Source organism: Arthrobacter sp. NPDC058192, assembly GCF_042883665.1.
Taxonomy (GTDB): Bacteria; Actinomycetota; Actinomycetes; order Actinomycetales; family Micrococcaceae; genus Arthrobacter.
In genome coordinates this window covers 80,606-98,503 of sequence record NZ_JBHVVJ010000006.1, presented here as the reverse complement: position 1 = coordinate 98,503, position 17,898 = coordinate 80,606, and the positions used below count along the sequence as shown (strand labels likewise).

Annotated in this window: 17 protein-coding genes; 6 read left to right on the top strand and 11 right to left on the bottom strand. The window is 67.7% G+C overall.

Going from position 1 to position 17,898, the window contains the following annotated elements; all coding sequences use genetic code 11:
- Positions 1-4 precede the first annotated feature (4 nt).
- Positions 5-724, bottom strand: coding sequence for a hemolysin III family protein (locus tag ACFVVK_RS08125; protein ID WP_390265780.1), 720 nt, complete (start codon positions 722-724; stop codon positions 5-7).
- 152 nt (positions 725-876) lie between these two features.
- Between ACFVVK_RS08125 and ACFVVK_RS08120 the strand changes: the two genes are divergently transcribed.
- Both ACFVVK_RS08120 and ACFVVK_RS08115 read left to right on the top strand, forming a co-directional pair.
- A complete protein-coding gene (locus ACFVVK_RS08120) occupies positions 877-1,638 on the top strand; it encodes an isoprenyl transferase (protein WP_390265778.1) in 762 nt (253 codons plus the stop codon).
- Between the two features lie 234 nt (positions 1,639-1,872).
- On the top strand, positions 1,873-3,312 hold the full coding sequence (locus tag ACFVVK_RS08115; protein ID WP_390265776.1) for a PhoH family protein: 1,440 nt from the start codon (positions 1,873-1,875) through the stop codon (positions 3,310-3,312).
- A gap of 256 nt (positions 3,313-3,568) precedes the next feature.
- Here ACFVVK_RS08115 and ACFVVK_RS08110 read toward each other — a convergent pair whose 3' ends face one another.
- Positions 3,569-4,219, bottom strand: a complete 651-nt coding sequence (locus ACFVVK_RS08110; RefSeq protein WP_390265774.1) for a GNAT family N-acetyltransferase — start codon at positions 4,217-4,219, stop codon at positions 3,569-3,571.
- Positions 4,220-4,290: 71 nt separating this feature from the next.
- Positions 4,291-5,136, bottom strand: a complete 846-nt coding sequence (locus ACFVVK_RS08105) for a hypothetical protein (protein ID WP_390265772.1) — start codon at positions 5,134-5,136, stop codon at positions 4,291-4,293.
- Between the two features lie 58 nt (positions 5,137-5,194).
- On the opposite strand from ACFVVK_RS08105, the gene ACFVVK_RS08100 reads away from it, so the two are divergent.
- Together ACFVVK_RS08100 and ACFVVK_RS08095 are read left to right on the top strand one after the other, a co-directional pair.
- On the top strand, positions 5,195-5,725 hold the full coding sequence (locus tag ACFVVK_RS08100) for a prepilin peptidase (RefSeq protein ID WP_390265770.1): 531 nt from the start codon (positions 5,195-5,197) through the stop codon (positions 5,723-5,725).
- 9 nt (positions 5,726-5,734) lie between these two features.
- Positions 5,735-6,205 carry an NUDIX domain-containing protein gene (locus ACFVVK_RS08095; protein ID WP_390265768.1) on the top strand — a complete coding sequence of 157 codons (471 nt, stop codon included), beginning with the start codon at positions 5,735-5,737 and terminating at the stop codon, positions 6,203-6,205.
- 105 nt (positions 6,206-6,310) lie between these two features.
- Here ACFVVK_RS08095 and ACFVVK_RS08090 read toward each other — a convergent pair whose 3' ends face one another.
- Together ACFVVK_RS08090 and ACFVVK_RS08085 are read right to left on the bottom strand one after the other, a co-directional pair.
- Complete coding sequence (locus tag ACFVVK_RS08090; RefSeq protein ID WP_390265766.1) at positions 6,311-7,993, bottom strand: MDR family MFS transporter; 1,683 nt, start codon at positions 7,991-7,993, stop codon at positions 6,311-6,313.
- Complete coding sequence (locus ACFVVK_RS08085) at positions 7,990-8,703, bottom strand: TetR/AcrR family transcriptional regulator (protein WP_390265764.1); 714 nt, start codon at positions 8,701-8,703, stop codon at positions 7,990-7,992. The genes ACFVVK_RS08090 and ACFVVK_RS08085 overlap by 4 nt, the downstream gene beginning before the upstream one ends.
- Positions 8,704-8,880: 177 nt before the next feature.
- Here ACFVVK_RS08085 and ACFVVK_RS08080 point away from each other — a divergent pair, with 177 nt between their 5' ends.
- Positions 8,881-9,549, top strand: coding sequence for a VWA domain-containing protein (locus ACFVVK_RS08080; RefSeq protein ID WP_390265762.1), 669 nt, complete (start codon positions 8,881-8,883; stop codon positions 9,547-9,549).
- 126 nt (positions 9,550-9,675) lie between these two features.
- On the opposite strand, the gene ACFVVK_RS08075 is transcribed toward ACFVVK_RS08080, so the two are convergent.
- The 3 genes from ACFVVK_RS08075 to ACFVVK_RS08065 all read right to left on the bottom strand — a co-directional run bounded on the left by ACFVVK_RS08075 (position 9,676) and on the right by ACFVVK_RS08065 (position 12,576).
- Positions 9,676-11,112, bottom strand: a complete 1,437-nt coding sequence (locus tag ACFVVK_RS08075) for a class II fumarate hydratase (RefSeq protein ID WP_390265760.1) — start codon at positions 11,110-11,112, stop codon at positions 9,676-9,678.
- Between the two features lie 93 nt (positions 11,113-11,205).
- A complete protein-coding gene (locus ACFVVK_RS08070) occupies positions 11,206-11,820 on the bottom strand; it encodes a carbonic anhydrase (RefSeq protein ID WP_390265758.1) in 615 nt (204 codons plus the stop codon).
- 9 nt (positions 11,821-11,829) lie between these two features.
- Positions 11,830-12,576, bottom strand: a complete 747-nt coding sequence (locus tag ACFVVK_RS08065; protein ID WP_390265987.1) for a DUF4245 domain-containing protein — start codon at positions 12,574-12,576, stop codon at positions 11,830-11,832.
- Positions 12,577-12,755: 179 nt separating this feature from the next.
- On the opposite strand from ACFVVK_RS08065, the gene glpX reads away from it, so the two are divergent.
- The gene (gene glpX / locus ACFVVK_RS08060) at positions 12,756-13,793 is read left to right on the top strand and encodes a class II fructose-bisphosphatase (protein WP_390265756.1); all 1,038 of its coding nucleotides are present in this window, start codon (positions 12,756-12,758) and stop codon (positions 13,791-13,793) included.
- A gap of 96 nt (positions 13,794-13,889) precedes the next feature.
- On the opposite strand, the gene ACFVVK_RS08055 is transcribed toward glpX, so the two are convergent.
- The 3 genes from ACFVVK_RS08055 to ACFVVK_RS08045 all read right to left on the bottom strand — a co-directional run bounded on the left by ACFVVK_RS08055 (position 13,890) and on the right by ACFVVK_RS08045 (position 17,871).
- Entirely contained in the window at positions 13,890-14,861 is a 972-nt protein-coding gene (locus ACFVVK_RS08055; RefSeq protein WP_390265753.1) for a lipid II:glycine glycyltransferase FemX, read from the bottom strand.
- A gap of 4 nt (positions 14,862-14,865) precedes the next feature.
- Complete coding sequence (gene manA, locus ACFVVK_RS08050) at positions 14,866-16,155, bottom strand: mannose-6-phosphate isomerase, class I (RefSeq protein ID WP_390265751.1); 1,290 nt, start codon at positions 16,153-16,155, stop codon at positions 14,866-14,868.
- A 78-nt stretch (positions 16,156-16,233) separates the two neighbouring features.
- A complete protein-coding gene (locus tag ACFVVK_RS08045) occupies positions 16,234-17,871 on the bottom strand; it encodes an LCP family protein (RefSeq protein ID WP_390265749.1) in 1,638 nt (545 codons plus the stop codon).
- Positions 17,872-17,898 lie beyond the last annotated feature (27 nt).

Here is a 17,898-nt window from a genome sequence, read left to right as displayed (position 1 = left end):
AACGTCAGCCCAGGACAGCCATGGCAATGGCGATGTAGTGAGCGGCGAAAGCGAGGACCGTCAGGGCGTGGAACAGCTCGTGGAAGCCGAAGTGCTGGTAGCTGAAGTTCGGCTTCTTCAGGGCGTAGAAGACGGCCCCGGTGATGTACAGGACGCCGCCGACACAGATCAGCACGGCCGAGGCGGCATTGGCGGCGAAGAAGTCCGGCAGATAGAACAGTGCCCCGCAGCCGAGCGCGATGTAGATCGGCACGTAGAGCCACCGCGGGGCGTTGGTCCACAGCACGCGGAACAGCACGCCAAGGATGGCCCCGGACCAGATGACCCAGAGCAGCACTTCGGCTTTTTGATGGTCCAGCAGCGCCCAGGCGAGGGGCGTGTAGCTTCCGGCGATCACCAGCATGATGTTCGTGTGGTCCAGCCGCTTCAGGACCATCTTGACCCCCGGAGACCAATTCCCGCGGTGGTAGACGGCGCTGACGCCGAAGAGCAGGACCCCCGTGACGGCATAAACGGCGCACGCGAACTTCAGGTCCGGCGTCGGAGCCAGAATCACCAGCACCAGCCCGGCGGCAAACGCCAGCGGGGCGGTCACGGTATGGATCCAGCCCCGCCACTTGGGCTTGATCATCAGGAGCTCGGCAAGCTTCACGGCCGCGTCGTCCACGGGCGTTGCCTTTTTTGCCTGACCCTTCGGCCCGGGCTCTGGACCGTTGCTTTCCATCCCCCAATAATAACTTACGGCCTAGTAAGTTACCCGCGGGTATCAAGGGTTTACGGCAGTCCGGTGCTGGTCCTGCACCCGGCAGGGGCCGCGTGCGGGTAGCCTTGGATGTGGACTGAAAAGTACTCAAGGAAGCCAGGTGAGATCTCCGGATGGAATTGCCCGGGTTCCTCTACGGCTTCTACGAGCGCAAACTGCAGCGCTCCCTGGACCCGGAACGGATTCCCCGGCACATCGGGGTGATGGTGGACGGCAACCGGCGTTGGGCGCGCCAGTTCAACGCCCCCACCAGCCAGGGGCACCAGGCCGGCGCGGACAAGATCCACGAATTCCTCGGCTGGTGCCAGGAGCTCGGTGTCCAGGTGGTCACCCTGTACATGCTCTCCACGGACAACATGAACCGCTCCGGTGAGGAACTGGACCTCCTGATGGGCATCATCGCCAACACCCTGGACCGCCTGGACGAGGACGCCGACATCTCGGTGCACGCCATGGGCGCCCCCGAACTGCTGCCGGACTATCTCGCCGAGCGGCTGAACAATCTGACGGCCCGTACGCCCGCGCACGAAAAGCTGCACGTCAACGTCGCCGTCGGCTATGGCGGCCGGCGGGAGATTGTCGACGCCGTCCGGGAACTGCTGCACGACGCCGTCGCCCGGGGAGCGGACATCGGGAAACTGGCCGATGAACTAAGCGTCGATGACATCTCCCGGTTCCTCTACACGCGGGGCCAGCCGGATCCGGACCTCGTGATCCGCACGTCCGGGGAGCAGCGCCTGTCCGGGTTCCTCATGTGGCAAAGCGCGTACAGTGAGTTCTACTTCTGCGAGGCCCTGTGGCCGGCCTTCCGCAAGGTTGATTTCCTGCGTGCCCTGCGCGACTATGCCGGCCGGCAGCGCCGCTTCGGCGCCTGAGCCGTTCACGCCGAGTTCACAAGACGGCAACAAGAATCGCCGAAAAATTATCGGACAAACCGGGTGCCGGAGACGTACGTTTATCCCATCGGCGGGCAATTCGCCGGCCGATCGGGGAGGCCAGTACATGGAGCGGATAGTCGCACCGGATGTATGGGAGGCCGAGTCCGGCCTCCGGGCCGAGCCGCCTCACCACTAACAATTCCGGGCATTTGCCCCGGGGCTGGAGTCGATGTGGCTATTTCTGAGCAACTGCCCGACGTCACTAACGATCAGGGACAGAAAGCTACCTCTCGCGCCAAGCGAGCCACCTCAAAGACCGGTGCAGCGGATTCCGCCGCGGCCGGTCTTGCTGTTTCCGGGGAGGGAACAGAACGTCGGGGCACGGCCCGCAGCTTCGTGATCGATACCTCCGTGCTGCTCTCCGATCCGCGGGCCCTCCTGCGCTTCGCCGAGCACGAGGTGATCGTGCCGGTCGTCGTCATCACCGAACTCGAAGGCAAGCGCCACGACCCTGAACTGGGTTACTTCGCGCGCAAGGCCCTCCGGCTGCTGGATGATTTGCGGCTCGAGCACGGCGGCCTGGACCGTCCGATCTCGATCGGGCACGACGGCGGCACGCTCATGGTGGAGCTGAACCACATCTCCGCCGAGGTGCTGCCCGCCGGCTTCCGCGGGGCGGACAACGACAGCCGCATCCTCGCGGTGGCCAAGAACCTGGCCAACGAGGGCCGTGACGTCACGGTGGTGTCCAAGGACCTGCCGATGCGCGTCAAGGCCTCCGCCATGGGGCTGCTGGCCGACGAATACCGCAACGAACTCGTTCAGGACTCCGGCTGGACCGGGGTCGCCGAGGTCGATGCGGGCGAGGAAGAAGTCGCCACCCTCTACGGGCACGAACCGGTCTTCATCCCGGCCGCAGCCGAGATGCCGACCAACACCGGGCTGGTGCTGCTGTCCAGCCGGGGCTCCGCCCTCGGCCGCGTAGGGGCGGACAAGCAGGTCCGGCTCGTCAAGGGCGACCGCGATGTCTTCGGCCTCCACGGGCGCTCCGCAGAGCAGCGGCTCGCGATCGACCTGCTGATGGACCCGTCGGTAGGCATCGTGTCCCTCGGCGGCCGGGCCGGGACGGGCAAGTCCGCCCTGGCCCTGTGCGCCGGCCTCGAGGCAGTCCTGGAACGCCGGGAACACCGCAAGGTGATCGTCTTCCGGCCGCTGTACGCGGTGGGCGGGCAGGAACTGGGCTACCTGCCCGGAACCGAAGCCGAAAAGATGAACCCGTGGGCGCAAGCGGTCTTTGACACCCTGGGCGCGCTGGTCAGCCAGGAAGTCGTGGAGGAAGTGATGGACCGCGGCATGCTGGAGGTCATGCCGCTGACCCACATCCGCGGACGGTCGCTGCACGACGCGTTCGTGATCGTTGACGAGGCCCAGTCCCTGGAGAAGAACGTGCTGCTGACGGTGATGAGCCGGATCGGGCAGAACTCCAAGATCGTCCTGACCCACGACGTCGCCCAGCGGGACAACCTGCGGGTCGGGCGGCACGACGGCGTGGCAGCCGTCGTCGAAACGCTCAAGGGACACCCGCTGTTCGGCCACATCACCCTCACCCGCTCGGAGCGCTCACCGATCGCGGCGCTGGTGACGGAGCTGCTGGAGGGGGCGGAGATCTAAGCCTCCGGGTTTCGCGAGGGGCCGTGGTCGGGTTTGCCGGGCCGCGGCCCTTCGCCGTTGTTGGGTTTGCCGTGGTTGGGTTCGCCGGGCAGCGGCGTCCCGCCGTCGCTTAGACACCTCCCGTCGCTACGCGGCGGTCGCTGGGCGACCTTCGCTGCGCTTTGGTCGGCGATGCGCTCCTTAGCGGGACACCGCAGCCCGGCTTAGGTGAGCGGCTCACTAGCCGGGGCACCGCAACGCAACGACGGCGGGGGCACTAAACGGGGACGCCCAGGAAGTTGGCCGTGGCGTCGTGGCCTTCCACTTTCAGCTGCCACGCCGGCCGTTTGAAGGTGGCGGGGCTGAGTCGTACTTTTTGGACGTCGTGGGCTTTGCCGCCCCAGGAGGCGCGGGTGACGCCGTTGAGCTCGTAGCCGAGGGAACGCGAAACGCCCAGGGACTGCTGGTTCCAGGCTGCGGCCTCGGATTCCGCCACTTCTGCGCGGAGGTAGTCGAAAGCGTACATGGCGACGGCGGCCCGCATCTCCTTCCCGAGGCCGCGGCCCTGGGCGCTTTGGCGGAGCCAGGAGCCGGTAGTGACGGTCTTCAGAGTGGCGAAGTCCTGCGCGACGACGTCCTGGCAGCCGATGAAGTCGTCCGCGCGCCAGATGCCCAGGGGGAGGGTCCAGTCCTTGGGGTTCATGCCGGCCCGGCAGCGCCAATACCACTGGGCCATGCTGGTGCCGAGCTCGTGGGGCGGGGCTTCGGTCCACCGGTTGCTGAACGGGTTCCGGCCCGGCTCGTGGATGCCGCTCCGGGCGGCCTCGACCGCGGCCGGAATGTCCTCGTCCCGGATGGGCCGCAGCTGGAGGTGCGGCGTGGTCAGGGTGAGGCCGAACGGGGGCCAATATGCGGCGGGCTCAGTCATCGGGGAAGCCTAACGGTGCCGGGCGGCGGACGCCAGTCACCTTGCTGTGTGCCCCTTTCGGGTCCCGCCGGCTACTCCGCCGGGACGTCCCAGCTGATGTGGCGCCGGACGTCCGTGAGGTTCATGGATTCGGCCAGGAACAAGTCATCGAGCATGTATTCGTCGACGCCCAGGATCCTGAGCCAGTGGCCGTAGCCGCCCCGGGCATCGCCGGCAGGAACATCGTTGGCTGCCGGGGCGTCCAGCCAGCGGCTGGCGACGCACACGCCGGTGCCGGCGTCGATCCTCAGCAGGGTGCGTCCCGGGCGGCAGAGCGGGGTCGCGGGGTCGGCGGGGCGGTAGGAGGCGTTGGGGCTGACCGTGGTTTCCAGGGCCGGGCGGCCCTCGTGGTCGACCTCCGTGATGGGGCCCAGTTCCACGGCGTTGGAATTGGGGAACTCCAGCGGGACCGGCGCGTTCCCCGCAAGCTCCACGGGGTCCAGGACGGCGGCGAAGCGGCCGTTCCCGAAGGACGGCTCACCGTAAGCCGCCTCCGGGCGGCGGCGGACCAGACCGTCGTCGTCGTACACCGGGGTGACCAGGTGCGGCGGCAGAAGCCAGGTCTTCCGGGTGGAACTGACGTAGAAGCCGCCGCGTGAATCATTGATGCCGGTGGTGCTGCCGAGAACCAGTCCGTCGACGGTCTCCAGGCGCAAGGCGCCGGGCCTGCGCAGCCACGCCCTGACAAGATCACCGGGGGAGGAAGCGGCCGGCGCGGGACCCGCGAAGTCTGTGAGCGGCCGGTCCACGTACTCGAACCTGAGCGACTGCCACTTCCAGGGCGAGGACCGGCACAAGTCCCGGAAAGCAGCAGCCTGGTCCGCCGGGTCGCGTGGCGCCAGCGGTCCGCGGCGGTTTCTGCTGTCCCATGCGGCCATATCCACAGTTTACGCGCGGGCCTCACCGAGCCGGGGGAATATCCAGTAGCATCCGAGGGTGATCGAACGACTCGGCAACCTGGGCGCCGCCAACCCGGTGGCCTTCTGGCTGGCGCTCGCCGCGTGCGCCTACTTTTCCGTCATGGCGGTCCGGCTCGCTGTGATCGATGTACGCCACCACCTGCTGCCGGACCGGATCGTCTTCCCGTCCTATGCAATCGCCGGGCTGCTCCTGCTGGGCGGCCAGGCGATCGGCGGCTCCGCGGATGCCGGGCTGTTCGGCGTGCCGGGGCTGCGGGTGCTCGCCGGCGGCGCGGCCCTGTGGCTCTTCTATTTCCTTCTGCACACGGTGTATCCGCCGGGGATGGGCTTTGGTGACGTGAAGCTGGCCGGCGTCCTGGGGATGTACCTGGGATTCCTTGGCTGGGGGCATGTCTTGGCCGGAACTATTGCCGCTTTCATCCTGGGCGGGCTGTGGAGTGTCGGACTGCTCGCCGCCCGGCGCGGCACGCTGCAGTCGGCCATTCCCTTCGGGCCGTTCATGCTGGCAGGCACGGCGGCCGCCATGCTGCTGATACCGGCCGCCTAGGCTGGTGGCATGGCCACCCCGGAATTCATCCTGAAACTGCGCGAAAAGATCGGGCGCGAGGCGCTGTGGCTTCCCGCTGTTCAGGGGGTGGTGTTCGACGACGGCGGCCGGGTCCTGCTCGGCCGGCGCGCCGACAATGGGCAGTGGGGGCTGATCAGCGGGATTCTGGAGCCGGGCGAGGAGCCCGCGCCCGGACTGGTGCGGGAAATCCTGGAAGAAACCGGTGTGGTGGCCTCCGCCGAGCGGCTGGTTTCGGTCGATGCCGGGGACCCGACACACTATCCGAACGGGGACGTATGCCATTTTCTGACCCTGGTGTTCCGCTGCCGTTTCGTCTCGGGCGAGGCCAGGGTCAACGACGACGAATCCCTCGACGTCGGCTGGTTCCGGCCGGGGGAGTTCCCGGAGCTCATGACCGGGCACCTGGAGATGATCCGCCGGGCCAGTGAACCGGCGGCCGGGGTCCACTACCGGCACTGACCGCCGGCGGGCCGCCGGCGCCAACCCTGCCGGTACGCAGCAGGGGCGCCGCAACCCCCAATGTTGCGGCGCCCCTGGCCGGGCCGGCGGACGGCGTCCGGAAGGTCAGCCGTGCAGGCGGGTGAGCTCGCCGTCGTCGTTGGCGGGGCGTGTGCGCTCCGCGCTGTCTCCGGTGTTGCGGGCCGCGGCCCGTTCCGCCTCGAGCCGCTCGGCTTCCTCGCCGCCCACAGCCTCTCCGCGGGCCACCATTCCGGCGGTGTCCGAGAGCGGAATCTGCTTGAGGGTCAGGGCCAGGATCAGGGCGATGCCCAGGAACGGCAGCAGGTACCAGAAGACGGGGGCGAGCGAATCGGCGTAGGCGTTCACGATCGCGTCCTTGAGCTGGGCCGGGAGCTGGCTGAGGGCCTGCGGGTCCAGCGTCCGGGTGGACTGCGACGCCTGCTCCGACGAGGCCCCGGCCCCGGTGAAGGCCGTGGTCAGGGACTCGGAGAGCCGGGTGGTGAAGATGGAGCCGAACACTGCGACGCCGAGGGACGCGCCGACCTCACGGAAGTAATTGTTGGTGCTGGTGGCCGTGCCGATCTGGTCAGCCGGCACGGAGTTCTGCACCACCAGGACGATCACCTGCATGATCGAGCCCAGGCCGGCGCCGAAGACAAAGAGCTGGACGCAGATGACCCAGATCGGGGTGGCGGCCGTCAGCGTGGTCAGCCACAGCATCGCCGCGATGGTCAGGATGGCCCCCAGGACCGGAAACATCTTGTACTTGCCGGTCTTGGAGATCCGGATGCCGGAGAAAATGGCCATGCCCATCAGGCCCACCATCATGGGCAGCATCAGCAGGCCGGATTCCGCGGCGGAAGTGCCGGAGGACATCTGCAGGAAGGTCGGCACGAAGGCGATTGCCGCGAACATGCCCAGGCCGAGGGTGAAGCCGATGGCCGTGGAGTTCACGAAGATGCGGTTCTTGAACAGGCTCATGGGAATGATGGGGTCCTCGGCCCGGCGCTCCACCATCACGAAGGCGGACGCGGCCAGCACGAGTCCGGCGCCGAAGGCCCACGTCAGCGGCGAATCCCAGCCTTCGTCCTTCTTGCCGCCGAAGTCCGTGAAGAAGATCAGGCAGGTGGTCGCGGCGGAGAGCAGCAGTACGCCGGGGATGTCGATCCGCTTCTCCGCCTTCTTGTTCGGCAGGGTAAGGGTGAACCAGGCGGTGGTGAACGCGGCGATCCCGATCGGGATGTTGATGTAGAAGGCCCATTCCCAGGTCAGGTGGTCCACGAAGAAGCCGCCCAGGAGCGGCCCGGCGACGGCGGAGAGGCCGAAAATGGCGCCCAGCGGGCCCATGTACTTGCCGCGTTCCTTGGCCGGGACGATGTCGGCGATGATGGCCTGGGACAGGATCATCAGGCCGCCGCCGCCCAGGCCCTGGACGGCGCGGAAGATCACGAAACCCCAGAAGTCCGTGGCGAAGGCGCAGCCGACGGACGCGAGCGTGAAGAGCCCGATGGCCACGAGGAACAGGTTCCGGCGCCCCAGGATGTCGCCAAATTTTCCGTAGATCGGCATGACGATGGTGGTGGCCAGCAGGTAGGCGGTGGTGATCCAGGCCTGGTGCTCCACGCCGCCGAGCTTGCCGACGATGGTGGGCATGGCCGTGGACACGATGGTCTGGTCCAGGCTGGAGAGCAGCATGCCCGCGATAAGGGCGGAGAAGATGATCCAGATGCGTTTCTGGGTCAGCAGCAGGGGTTCGGCTGCTGGCCTGGCGGAGACGGCGGCGCTCATTGCGCTCCTTCGGAAGGGTTGGGCTGGGAATTCTTGGATGCGGATTGATGCGACCCGGACGGGTCAAGTGGCAGGTCAAACGGCTGTGAAAAGAGCGTCCGGGCGGCGGCGATGTTTTCCAGGAGCATGTCCTTGTACGTGCGGGTGCTGCCTTCGGAGAAGTAGCCGGCGCTGGTTTTCCTGGCGACGTTTCCCAGCAGGACCACGGCCATGCGCACCACGGGATGGTCCGCCGGGACGCCTTCCCGGGCCGCGAGCAGCCGCGCGAACTCCGCCTCGCGTTCCTCGGAGGCGCCGATGATCCGGAGCATCAGCTGGGGTTCCTTCTTGATCACGGCGATCAGCTGGCGGGTTTCCTCCCCGGAGCCGCTCATCCGTTCGGCGAGGTCGAGGGAGAGCCGCACGAGGTCGGCGAGGAGCGAAGGGGATATTTCACCGGCGGGTGAACCGGCGCCGCCTGCCATAAACCGGTCGACCACCTCTTGTGGAAAGTCGTCGTCGACGTGGCCGAGGATCGCATCTTCCTTGGTAGGGAAGTAGTTGAAGAAGGTCCGGCGCGAAATGCCCGCCTGCTCGCAGACTTCCTCCACGGTGTAGCCGTTGAGGCCGCGTTCGGCGGTCAGGGAGCGCGCGACGGCGGTCACCGCCGCCCGCGTCGCGGCCCGCTTGCGCTCGCGCAGACCCCCCTCATGAATTGCACTCTCAGTCATAGAGTGTATTTTTGCACTAAATAAACAAGAGTGCAAAATACCGCGGAGGGGCTGCAAGGCCCGGCCCCCGGCAAAATGTCGCAGCCTCGCCGTAGCCTCCACTTGTCCAGCTCTTCCGCTGGCAACGGGTGGCCACGGACGCGGCAGGAGCCGCGTCCGGGCCGGAAATGGGGAAGCATGACTGATTCAGCACTGACGCACGTGTACGTCCTCCTGGACCGCTCCGGCTCCATGAGCGCCATCGCGGACGACACCGTGGGCGGGTTCGCGGCGTTCATCCGGGAGCAGCAGGCCGTGGCAGGCCGGTGCAGGCTGTCGCTGGCCCAGTTCGATGACGTGTATGAGCGTGTGTACGCCTCGGTGGACATCCAGGACGTCCCTGCCCTGGACTTGCAGCCACGGGGCAGCACGGCCCTGCATGATGCGATGGTGCGTCTGATCGGGGAAGCCGGTGCTGAACTCGCGGCCCTTCCGGAAGACCAGCGTCCCGGGACGGTCCTCGTGGCCGTGCTGACGGACGGGCACGAGAACTCCTCGCGGGAGGCCACCGCGGACCTCGTCAAAACCCTGGTCCACCGGCAGCAGGACCAGTGGGGCTGGCAGTTCACCTATCTGGGCGCCAACCAGGACGCGGTCCTGACCGCTGGCGGCCTGGGCATCCGTGCCGAAGACGCGCTGACGTACGCCGCGGGGAACGTCGACGCCGCCTTTTCCGTCCAGTCCGCCAAGACCCGGCGCCTGCGCGAGGCGCGAATCGGGGGTGCCAGCTTGGCCGAGGCGTCGGCCGCAGCCGCCTATACGCCCGAGGAGCGTGCCGCCGCCGGCGGGGAGGAAACCGGGCCGTAGACGCACGACGGCGGCCGGCGCCTTTCGCTGGAAAGGTGCCGGCCGCCGGAGTTGGCTCCCGGGGTGACCGGTCGCCGGGCTGGACCGTGACCGGCCCTGTGACGAGGCCGCTGACCGGCCCTCGGACTAGGCCTTGTGCGGCGGGCGCGTCATGGACATGACGTCCAGGGCGGTGTCGAGCTGCTCTTCGGTCAGTTCACCGCGCTCGAGGAAGCCCATGGAGACGACGGTCTCGCGGATGGTCAGGCCCTCGGCTACGGCTTTCTTGGCGATCTTGGCCGCGTTCTCGTACCCGATGAACTTGTTCAGCGGGGTGACGATCGACGGCGAGGCCTCGGCAAGGAACCGGGCGCGCTCCACGTTGGCGGTGATGCCGTCAATCATCTTGTCGGCCATGATGCGGCTGGTGTTGGCCAGCAGGCGCACGGACTCGAGGAGGTTGGCGGCCATGACCGGGATGCCGACGTTCAGCTCGAAGGCGCCGTTGGTGCCGGACCAGGCGATGGCGGTGTCGTTGCCGATCACCTGGGCGCAGACCATGATGGAGGCTTCGCAGATGACGGGGTTGACCTTGCCGGGCATGATCGAGGAGCCCGGCTGCAGGTCCGGGATGGCGATTTCGCCGAGTCCGGTGTTCGGCCCGGAACCCATCCAGCGGAGGTCGTTGTTGATCTTCATGAAGGAGATCGCGATGTTGCGCAGCTGGCTCGAGGCCTCGATGAGGCCGTCGCGGTTGGCCTGGGCCTCGAAGTGGTCGCGGGCCTCGGTCAGGGGCAGCCCGGTGTCGGCCGCCAGCAGCTCGATCACGCGTTCCGGGAAACCGGCGGGGGTGTTGATGCCCGTGCCCACGGCGGTTCCGCCGAGCGGGACCTCAGCGACGCGGGGGAGGGAGGCGTTGATCCGCTCGATGCCGTAGCGGACCTGGGCGGCGTAGCCGCCGAACTCCTGGCCCAAGGTGACCGGGGTGGCGTCCATGAGGTGGGTGCGGCCGGATTTCACGACGTCCTTGAACTCGGCGGCCTTGCGCTCGAGGGACTCTGCCAGGTAGCCGAGGGCCGGGATCAGGTCGTTGATCAGCGCGGACGTGGCGGCGACGTGGACCGAGGTCGGGAAGACGTCGTTGGAGGACTGGGAGGCATTGACGTGGTCGTTCGGGTGGACAACCTTGTCGCTTCCGGCGGACTTGAGGGCGCGCGAGGCGAGCTCGGCGATGACCTCGTTGGTGTTCATGTTCGAGGACGTGCCGGACCCGGTCTGGAAGACGTCGATCGGGAAGTCGCCGTCGTACTTGCCGGCGGCCACCTGGTCGGCGGCGTCAGCGATCGCCTGGGCGAGCTCGCCATCGAGCACCCCCAGTTCGGCGTTGGCCTGGGCAGCGGCCTTCTTGACCCGGGCCAGGGCCTCGATGTGAGCGCGCTCCAGCGTCTTGCCGGAGATGGGGAAGTTCTCGACTGCCCGCTGCGTCTGTGCGCGGTACAGGGCGTTCACGGGAACCCGGACTTCGCCCATCGTGTCGTGTTCAATGCGGAACTCTTCGGTGTTCAACTCATCTGTGGAAGTCATGGGGCTAGCTTATTGGGAGTGGGGGCCCCATCGAAAACCGTGAACTGCCGCAGCCGCACCAGGTGCCGCGGCTGCGGCGGCTGGTGAACGGGGCTAGAGTCGGCCGATGCTGGAGACGAGGTCGGCCCGGCCGTCAGCAAGGCGGTACGCAAGACCGAGCACGGCGGTGCGGCCGCTGTCGACTGCGCCGGAAATCACTCTGGAACTGTCCACCAGCCGCTGCGAGGTCTGCTTGACGTTTTCCACCACCATGTCGTTGAGGTCAGTCTGATTGTTACGCAGCGACGTGAGCACGGACGGGGTGATCCGCTCCACCAGGCTGCGGATGAAGCCGGTCGGCATCTGGCCGGTCTCGACGGCCGCCTTCGTGGCGGTGACGGCACCGCAACTGTCGTGGCCCAATACGACGATCAGGGGGACGTCCAGTTCGCTGACGCTGTATTCCAGCGAGCCCAGCACGGCGTCGTCAATCACCTGGCCGGCGGTTCGGACCACAAAGGCGTCCCCGAGGCCGAGATCGAAGATGATTTCGGCGGCGAGCCTGGAATCGGCGCAGCCGAAAATGACAGCGAAGGGGTGCTGGTTTTCAACCAGCGACGAGCGCCGCGACGCGTCCTGGTTGGGATGTGAGGCCGTGCCGGCCACAAAACGTTTGTTGCCTTCACGGAGACGTTGCCAAGCGAGAGCGGGAGTCAGATTAGTAGCCACGTGGCCACTTTACGGCGAAGGGCTGGCCGAACGGGAAACTGTTGCGGCGGGCGTTGCTGCGGGCGCGCCGGATGCTGCCCCGGCGGGAGGGTTGCTTTCCAGCGACTTCACCACCGCCGCCGCCAGGGCGGAGAACTCGTCCAGCGTCGCGGAACCGGACAGGATGACGGTGGTGCCGCGTTCGGCCAGCACCATGGATTTCTCGCCCTTGCCGCTGTCGCGCAGTTCCCAGTCCCGGCCGCCGGCGTTGCGCGTGCCCGTCACCGGCGCGCTCTTGGTCTGCTGCAGGAGCCAGGTGGGGTTGGCCTGGCGGGTCTGCACGAGCCCGATGAAGGACTCCTTGGGGGTCAGGTAGCCGACTTCCCAGGCAGGGACGCCGCTGCCCGCGCCGGACTCCCACCGGGCGTAATTGGCACGAAATGTGTCGCCGGCATCGGCTGCCACGGGTGTGAATCCCGCCACACCTGCGGCGTTCTGCGCGACGGCGGTGACGTTGATGTTTGGCCGGTACCCGTCGGTCTTAGGTGCCGGGTTCATGAGGACGATCGGCAGGAACGCGGCGATGCTCACCACCAGGGCGATGATCATGCCCATCACGGAAGCGTTGGCGCGTTTGGCCGCCGCGGCGGCGATAACGGGCTTTACCGGCGGCTGTCCGGAACCAGACGGGGCTGCCGCGACGGTGCTGCCAGCCGGGGAACCGGGGGCGGCGGGGGAGGTGTCCTGCAATTCACTCACCCTTCTATAGTCGCCCATGTCCGGGCCGATCTCACATTCGCGCTGCAGCGCGCGCCCGAACGTGCAGTGCGTCACGCACCGGTCATCCCATGACCTGCGCACCTCGCCACGACTATGATCAGTATCAGACGAATCACCGCGACGGATCGATCCAGGCCGTACGGGTTCAACGACCGCCACTCGAAGAAGAGGTTCACGTGACACCAGCGCCCCTGCCCCAGAAGTACTCCACGCTTTCCCCCTCGCTCGCCGTCGGGATTGACGAGCCTGACCGCAACCTCGCACTGGAACTTGTCCGCGTCACCGAGGCCGCGGCCATCGCCGGCGGCCACTGGGTCGGATTCGGCGACAAGAACAAGGCCGACGGCGCCGCCGTCGACGCCATGCGGTCTTTCCTGCAGACCGTGCACTTCAACGGCGTGGTGGTCATCGGCGAGGGCGAGAAGGATGAAGCCCCCATGCTCTTCAACGGGGAACGTGTCGGCGACGGCACCGGCCCCGAGGTCGACGTCGCCGTCGACCCCATCGACGGAACCCGCCTGACGGCCCTCGGCATCAACAACGCCCTCGCAGTGCTGGCCGTGGCCGAACGTGGGTCCATGTTCGATCCGTCCGCCGTGTTTTACATGGAAAAGCTCGTCACCGGCCCGGAAGCGGCCGACATGGTTGACCTGCGCCTGCCGGTCAAGCAGAACCTGCACCTGATCGCCAAGGCCAAGGGCGTCAAGGTCAACCAGCTTAACGTCATGATCCTGGACCGCGACCGGCACCGCCCGCTCGTCGAGGAAATCCGCGAGGCCGGTGCACGCACGAAGTTCATCATGGACGGCGACGTCGCCGGGGCCATCGCGGCCACGCGCAGCGGGACCGGCGTCGACGCCCTGATGGGCATCGGCGGAACCCCCGAAGGCATCGTTGCGGCCTGCGCCATCAAGTCCCTGGGCGGCGTGATCCAGGGCCGGCTGTGGCCGACCAGCGACGACGAGAAGCAGAAGGCGATTGACGCCGGGCACGACCTCGACCGCGTCTTGTCCACGAACGACCTCGTCTCCAGCGACAACTGCTACTTCGCTGCCACCGGCATCACGGACGGCGATCTCCTCAAGGGCGTCCGCTACTCCAAGGACAAGGTCCTTACCCAGTCCATCGTGATGCGTTCCAAGTCCGGCACCATCCGCTTTGTCGACGGCGAGCACCAGGCCAGCAAGTGGGAGGGCTACGCCCGCAAGAACTGACAACTGCTGCAGGTACCCTGCACGGTAATCACCGCACGCAGAAACCCGGGACGCCCTCGCGTCCCGGGTTTCGGCGTCTTAAGCCCGGCACGTCCGTCAGCGGTTGACGAGGGCCCGGGACCCGGTGCGGAGCCTCTTCGCGAGCTGGGCGCCCTTGCGGGCCAGCTGGTAGCTGCCGTAGCGGACCTTCCGGACCGGCAGGTCCCAGGTTCCGGGGTAGGCGATCTCGCTGCCGCCGAACGACTTCTTGAAGGCCGTAAAGCCTGCCCATTTGTGGTCGGGCTGGTCCGCGGGCGCCACGCCCCAGAGATCCACGTGCTTGAGGCCCTTCGCCTGGGCGTCCGCGATCAGGGTGACCAGCAGGGGAATGCCCGCACTGAGCTTGCGGTGCGTGTCGTCCAGGGCGGCATGGGCGTAGGTTCTCGTGTCGGCCGAATCGTAGGCCAGGGCAGCGGCGATGGGGTGCCCTTCGAGCTCGGCGATGAACAGCGTCGCGGCACCGGCCGGCATCAACACGCGGGCCACCTGGCTCAGGTATTCGTCGCTTTGCGGTTTGAAGCCGTTGCGGGCCGCCGTCATGTGCAGGAACTCCAGGAGGATGGTGATCTCCGCCGGGTCCTGGCTGGAGCGGAAGGTCACGCCCTTCTTGTTGATGTTGCGGTAAAGGTTCCGGTTCACCGGCTTCATGTCCGCCAGGACGTCCTTGAAATCCCGGTCCAGGTCCACAATCCAGCTGAGCTCCGGCTGCTGGCTGGCCGGCGCCGGCTGCAGGCCGCGGCTGCGCAGGACGGCGCCGGCCTCGGCCGCCGCGAACCCTGCCGTGACCGGCTCAATCCGGACAAACACGGCGCCGCTGTTCCGGGCGAGATCCGTCAGGGCCGCCAGCGCGGCGTCGAAGGCGTCCAGCGAGTCGGCCACCGGTCCGTAAGGGGAGTACAGCAGTTTGCCGGCGGGATTGGATTCCTCGACCGCGAGGAAACTCCACCCGGGTCCGGACTGTTCGTGGACCGTGCGCCCCTGCGCACGCTGGAACTGTGCCCACGATGGGCTCTGCAGGAAATAATCCATGGTGTCAGGCTTCCAATGAGGTGGTGACGGCAAATGCCAGGGCCGGGCCCGTGGCGCCGGAGACGGGGTGGACGTTGACGGGGGCCTCCGCGGCGGGCAGGAAGGCGCTGGCGCCCCGTTCCAACCGCAGCTCACCCTTCGGGGAGTCGAGGCGGACCGCGCCGCCGGTGACGAGGATGACGGCGGCACCGGACTGGGCCAGCGGCACGGGCTCCGCCCCCGGCGCCAGTTCGATCCGCTGGAGCTGGAATTCCCGGAACGGCGGCCGGAAGAGCTCCTGGTCCAGCATGGTGGTTTCGGCCGCCAGCATCGGCACGGCGACTGCCTCGAAGGCGACCGTGTTGAGCAGCTCGGGCACGTCCACGAATTTCGGGGTGAGCCCGCCGCGGAGCACGTTGTCCGAGGACGCCATGACCTCGATGCCGAGGCCGTGCAGGTAGGCATGGACGTTACCTGCCGGCAGATACACGGCCTGACCGGGTGCAAGGGAGATCCGGTTCAGCAGCAGCGAGATCAGCACGCCCGGATCTCCCGGGTAGTGGCCGTTGAGCGCGGCCACGGTGGAGAGCTCGGCCTCGAACCCGGCCATGGGGGCCCCCGAGGCCAGGGCGGTGACAATCACGGCCGTCGCGTCGGAGACCTCCGGGCCGCCGCCGATGAGGCGCTCAAAGGCGGCGCGGAGGGCCTCCGGTTCGTCGGGCTGCGCCAGGTCCTTGAGCAGCTGCGGAACCAGCGGCGGAAGCTCCAGCCCGGCAAGGTCGAAGCACGCCGCCAGATGCACGAACACCGCACGGGACTCGGCGGCGGGCCGGAAGCCGCAGAGGGCCTCGAAGGGGGTCAGCGCCAGAATCATTTCCGGCTTGTGGAAGGCGTCCTTGTAGTTGCGGTCCTGGGCGGTGCGGCCGACGCCGGCGGCTTCCTCGCGGGCGAAACCTTCCTGAGCCTGGGCAGCCGTGGGGTGGACCTGGAGGGACAAGGGTGTCTCCGCCGCGAGGACCTTGAGCAGGAACGGCAGCCGCGGACCGAATTCGGCCACGCTCGGGGCGCCCAGACAGTGCTCCGGATTCTCGGCGATCAGTGCGTCCAGTGCCAGCCGTCCGCCGTCGTGCGCTTCGGGCGAGTGCCGCCCGGCCGCGGCGGACGCCCGCGTCAGGGCGACGGACGGGGAGTCCGGGTGGGCACCGATCCACAGCTCCGCTTCCGGGCCGCCGGAGGCCGGCCGGCCCAGCAGGTCGGCGATGGCCGTGGGCGAGCCCCAGGCATAGGGCCGGAGGACGTTTTCAAGTTCGTACATTGCCGGTCCCTGTCTGGTCAATAAAGCGAGGTCTGGTCAATACAGTCCGTCTGGTCAATGAAGCGTAGCCACCCGGGCCTAGAGGGGTGCGCACTGGCCGTTGGTGGCGACGAGGTCCCGGATGGATTGCTCGTCGCCGTTGCGCTTGAACTGGTTGAGCATCTCTTCGGTGATCGGCACGCCCTCCGGCGTGGTGGTCACCGGAGTGAAGTCCGACGGCGACGGCGGGGAAGTCTCGGCGGCAGGCGCTCCTGCCGCGGAGACCGGGCCTGCCGCGGAGACCGGTCCGGCGGCGGTCCCGGGCTGGCGGAGGGTGTCATCGGCCGCGGCCGCGGACGGCTTGGCCAACAGCGCGGCGACCTTGGCATGGATGACGTCGAAGTCGGGGGAGGTGGAGAAGGCGGCGTTGAAGTCAGGGGGACCGATGGTGAGACGGTTGACGTTCTGGCCTTTGGCCTTCATGGCAAGGTCGACGAAGCTGCCGAGCTGGCCGGCGGAGATATTGGATTCGACCACTTTGGTGCCGGCCTTGGCGATGTCCTCGAACTTTGCCAGCAGGGTTGCCGGGTCGAGCTGTTTCAGCATGGCCTGCTGAACGCACTGCTGTCGCTGGATGCGGGCGTAGTCGTCCACGAATTCCCGGGACCGGCCGTACCAGAGGGCGTGGAAGCCGTCCAGGGTCTGGTTTCCCGCCGGGATCCAGCCGTCCGGCATGCCGTGGATGCCGTGGGCTTCATCCACCATCGGCCCGCTGATGGGGACCCAGCCGCCGGCCTTGATCCGGATGCCGCCCATGGCATCGATGAGCTTGGAGAAACCGTCCATGTCCACCAGCACATACGCCTGGACCTTGATGCCGAGCGTTCCGGACACCGCTTCGAGTGTTGCCTGCGCGCCGGGGTCGGCCACCCCGGGGTAGAGGTCCTTGTGCTCGTTGGTGACCTCGGTGTTGATCGCGTTGATCAGGCATTCATCACCGCAGTTGTATCCCTCCGGATACACCTGGCGCATTGGAGATTCGGCGCTGAACTGGGCGTTTTGGAGGTTGCGGGGCACAGAGATGATCGCGGTGCTGCCGGTCTTGGCGTCCACGCTGATCACGGAGAGGCTGTCCGGGCGGCGGCCCGTGCGGTCCGCTCCGGCGTCGCCGCCCATCATCAGGAAGTTGTAGCGCCCGTCGGAGGGCTCAAGGGTGGGGCCGGAACCGAAGATGCTCCCGATGGCGCCGCGGCCGACGTTGAGCAGATAGGCGGCGTAGCCCAGCGAACCGCTGCTGAGGATCATGGCCAGCACGAGCGCGAGCACCACCGCGGGACGGATCCCGGGGGCCAGCGTCCGGGGCCGGATCAGCCGCAGGGTGTTCAAGAACAGTCCGGCCCAGCCGAGCGCCAGCAGCGCGAGGCCCAGCACCAGCAGGAGCGAGGGGATCGGGCCGGCGAGGATGTTGATCAGCGTGGAGCGGGACGCTGCCAGGAGCAGCAAGGCCAGCAGGGCCAGCGCCCACACCGTTCCGGTGACCCGCAGCGCCGCCCGTCCCAGCCGGCGGTTGCCCGCGACGATCTGGGCGCTGCCGGGAACCAGCAGCGTCATGAGTACCAGCATGAAGGCCCGCTTGGTCAGCACGGGCGCCGGAGCGCCTGACGGGTGCCGGACCGGGTCGCCCGGCGCCGCCAGGGACTGTTCCGGGCGGTGCGTGGGGGCGTAGCTGTTACTCATGCGGGATCCTTTATGGCTTCCTCAATG

Excerpts from the sequence above, each read along its gene's own strand:
- ACFVVK_RS08125 (WP_390265780.1), bottom strand. The coding sequence starts at position 724 with ATGGAAAGCAACGGTCCAGAGCCCGGGCCGAAGGGTCAGGCAAAAAAG.
- ACFVVK_RS08120 (WP_390265778.1), top strand. The coding sequence starts at position 877 with ATGGAATTGCCCGGGTTCCTCTACGGCTTCTACGAGCGCAAACTGCAG.
- ACFVVK_RS08110 (WP_390265774.1), bottom strand. The coding sequence starts at position 4,219 with ATGACTGAGCCCGCCGCATATTGGCCCCCGTTCGGCCTCACCCTGACC.
- ACFVVK_RS08105 (WP_390265772.1), bottom strand. The coding sequence starts at position 5,136 with ATGGCCGCATGGGACAGCAGAAACCGCCGCGGACCGCTGGCGCCACGC.
- ACFVVK_RS08095 (WP_390265768.1), top strand. The coding sequence starts at position 5,735 with ATGGCCACCCCGGAATTCATCCTGAAACTGCGCGAAAAGATCGGGCGC.
- ACFVVK_RS08090 (WP_390265766.1), bottom strand. The coding sequence starts at position 7,993 with ATGAGCGCCGCCGTCTCCGCCAGGCCAGCAGCCGAACCCCTGCTGCTG.
- ACFVVK_RS08085 (WP_390265764.1), bottom strand. The coding sequence starts at position 8,703 with ATGACTGAGAGTGCAATTCATGAGGGGGGTCTGCGCGAGCGCAAGCGG.
- ACFVVK_RS08080 (WP_390265762.1), top strand. The coding sequence starts at position 8,881 with ATGACTGATTCAGCACTGACGCACGTGTACGTCCTCCTGGACCGCTCC.
- ACFVVK_RS08075 (WP_390265760.1), bottom strand. The coding sequence starts at position 11,112 with ATGACTTCCACAGATGAGTTGAACACCGAAGAGTTCCGCATTGAACAC.
- ACFVVK_RS08065 (WP_390265987.1), bottom strand. The coding sequence starts at position 12,576 with ATGGGCGACTATAGAAGGGTGAGTGAATTGCAGGACACCTCCCCCGCC.
- ACFVVK_RS08055 (WP_390265753.1), bottom strand. The coding sequence starts at position 14,861 with ATGGATTATTTCCTGCAGAGCCCATCGTGGGCACAGTTCCAGCGTGCG.
- manA (WP_390265751.1), bottom strand. The coding sequence starts at position 16,155 with ATGTACGAACTTGAAAACGTCCTCCGGCCCTATGCCTGGGGCTCGCCC.
- ACFVVK_RS08045 (WP_390265749.1), bottom strand. The coding sequence starts at position 17,871 with ATGAGTAACAGCTACGCCCCCACGCACCGCCCGGAACAGTCCCTGGCG.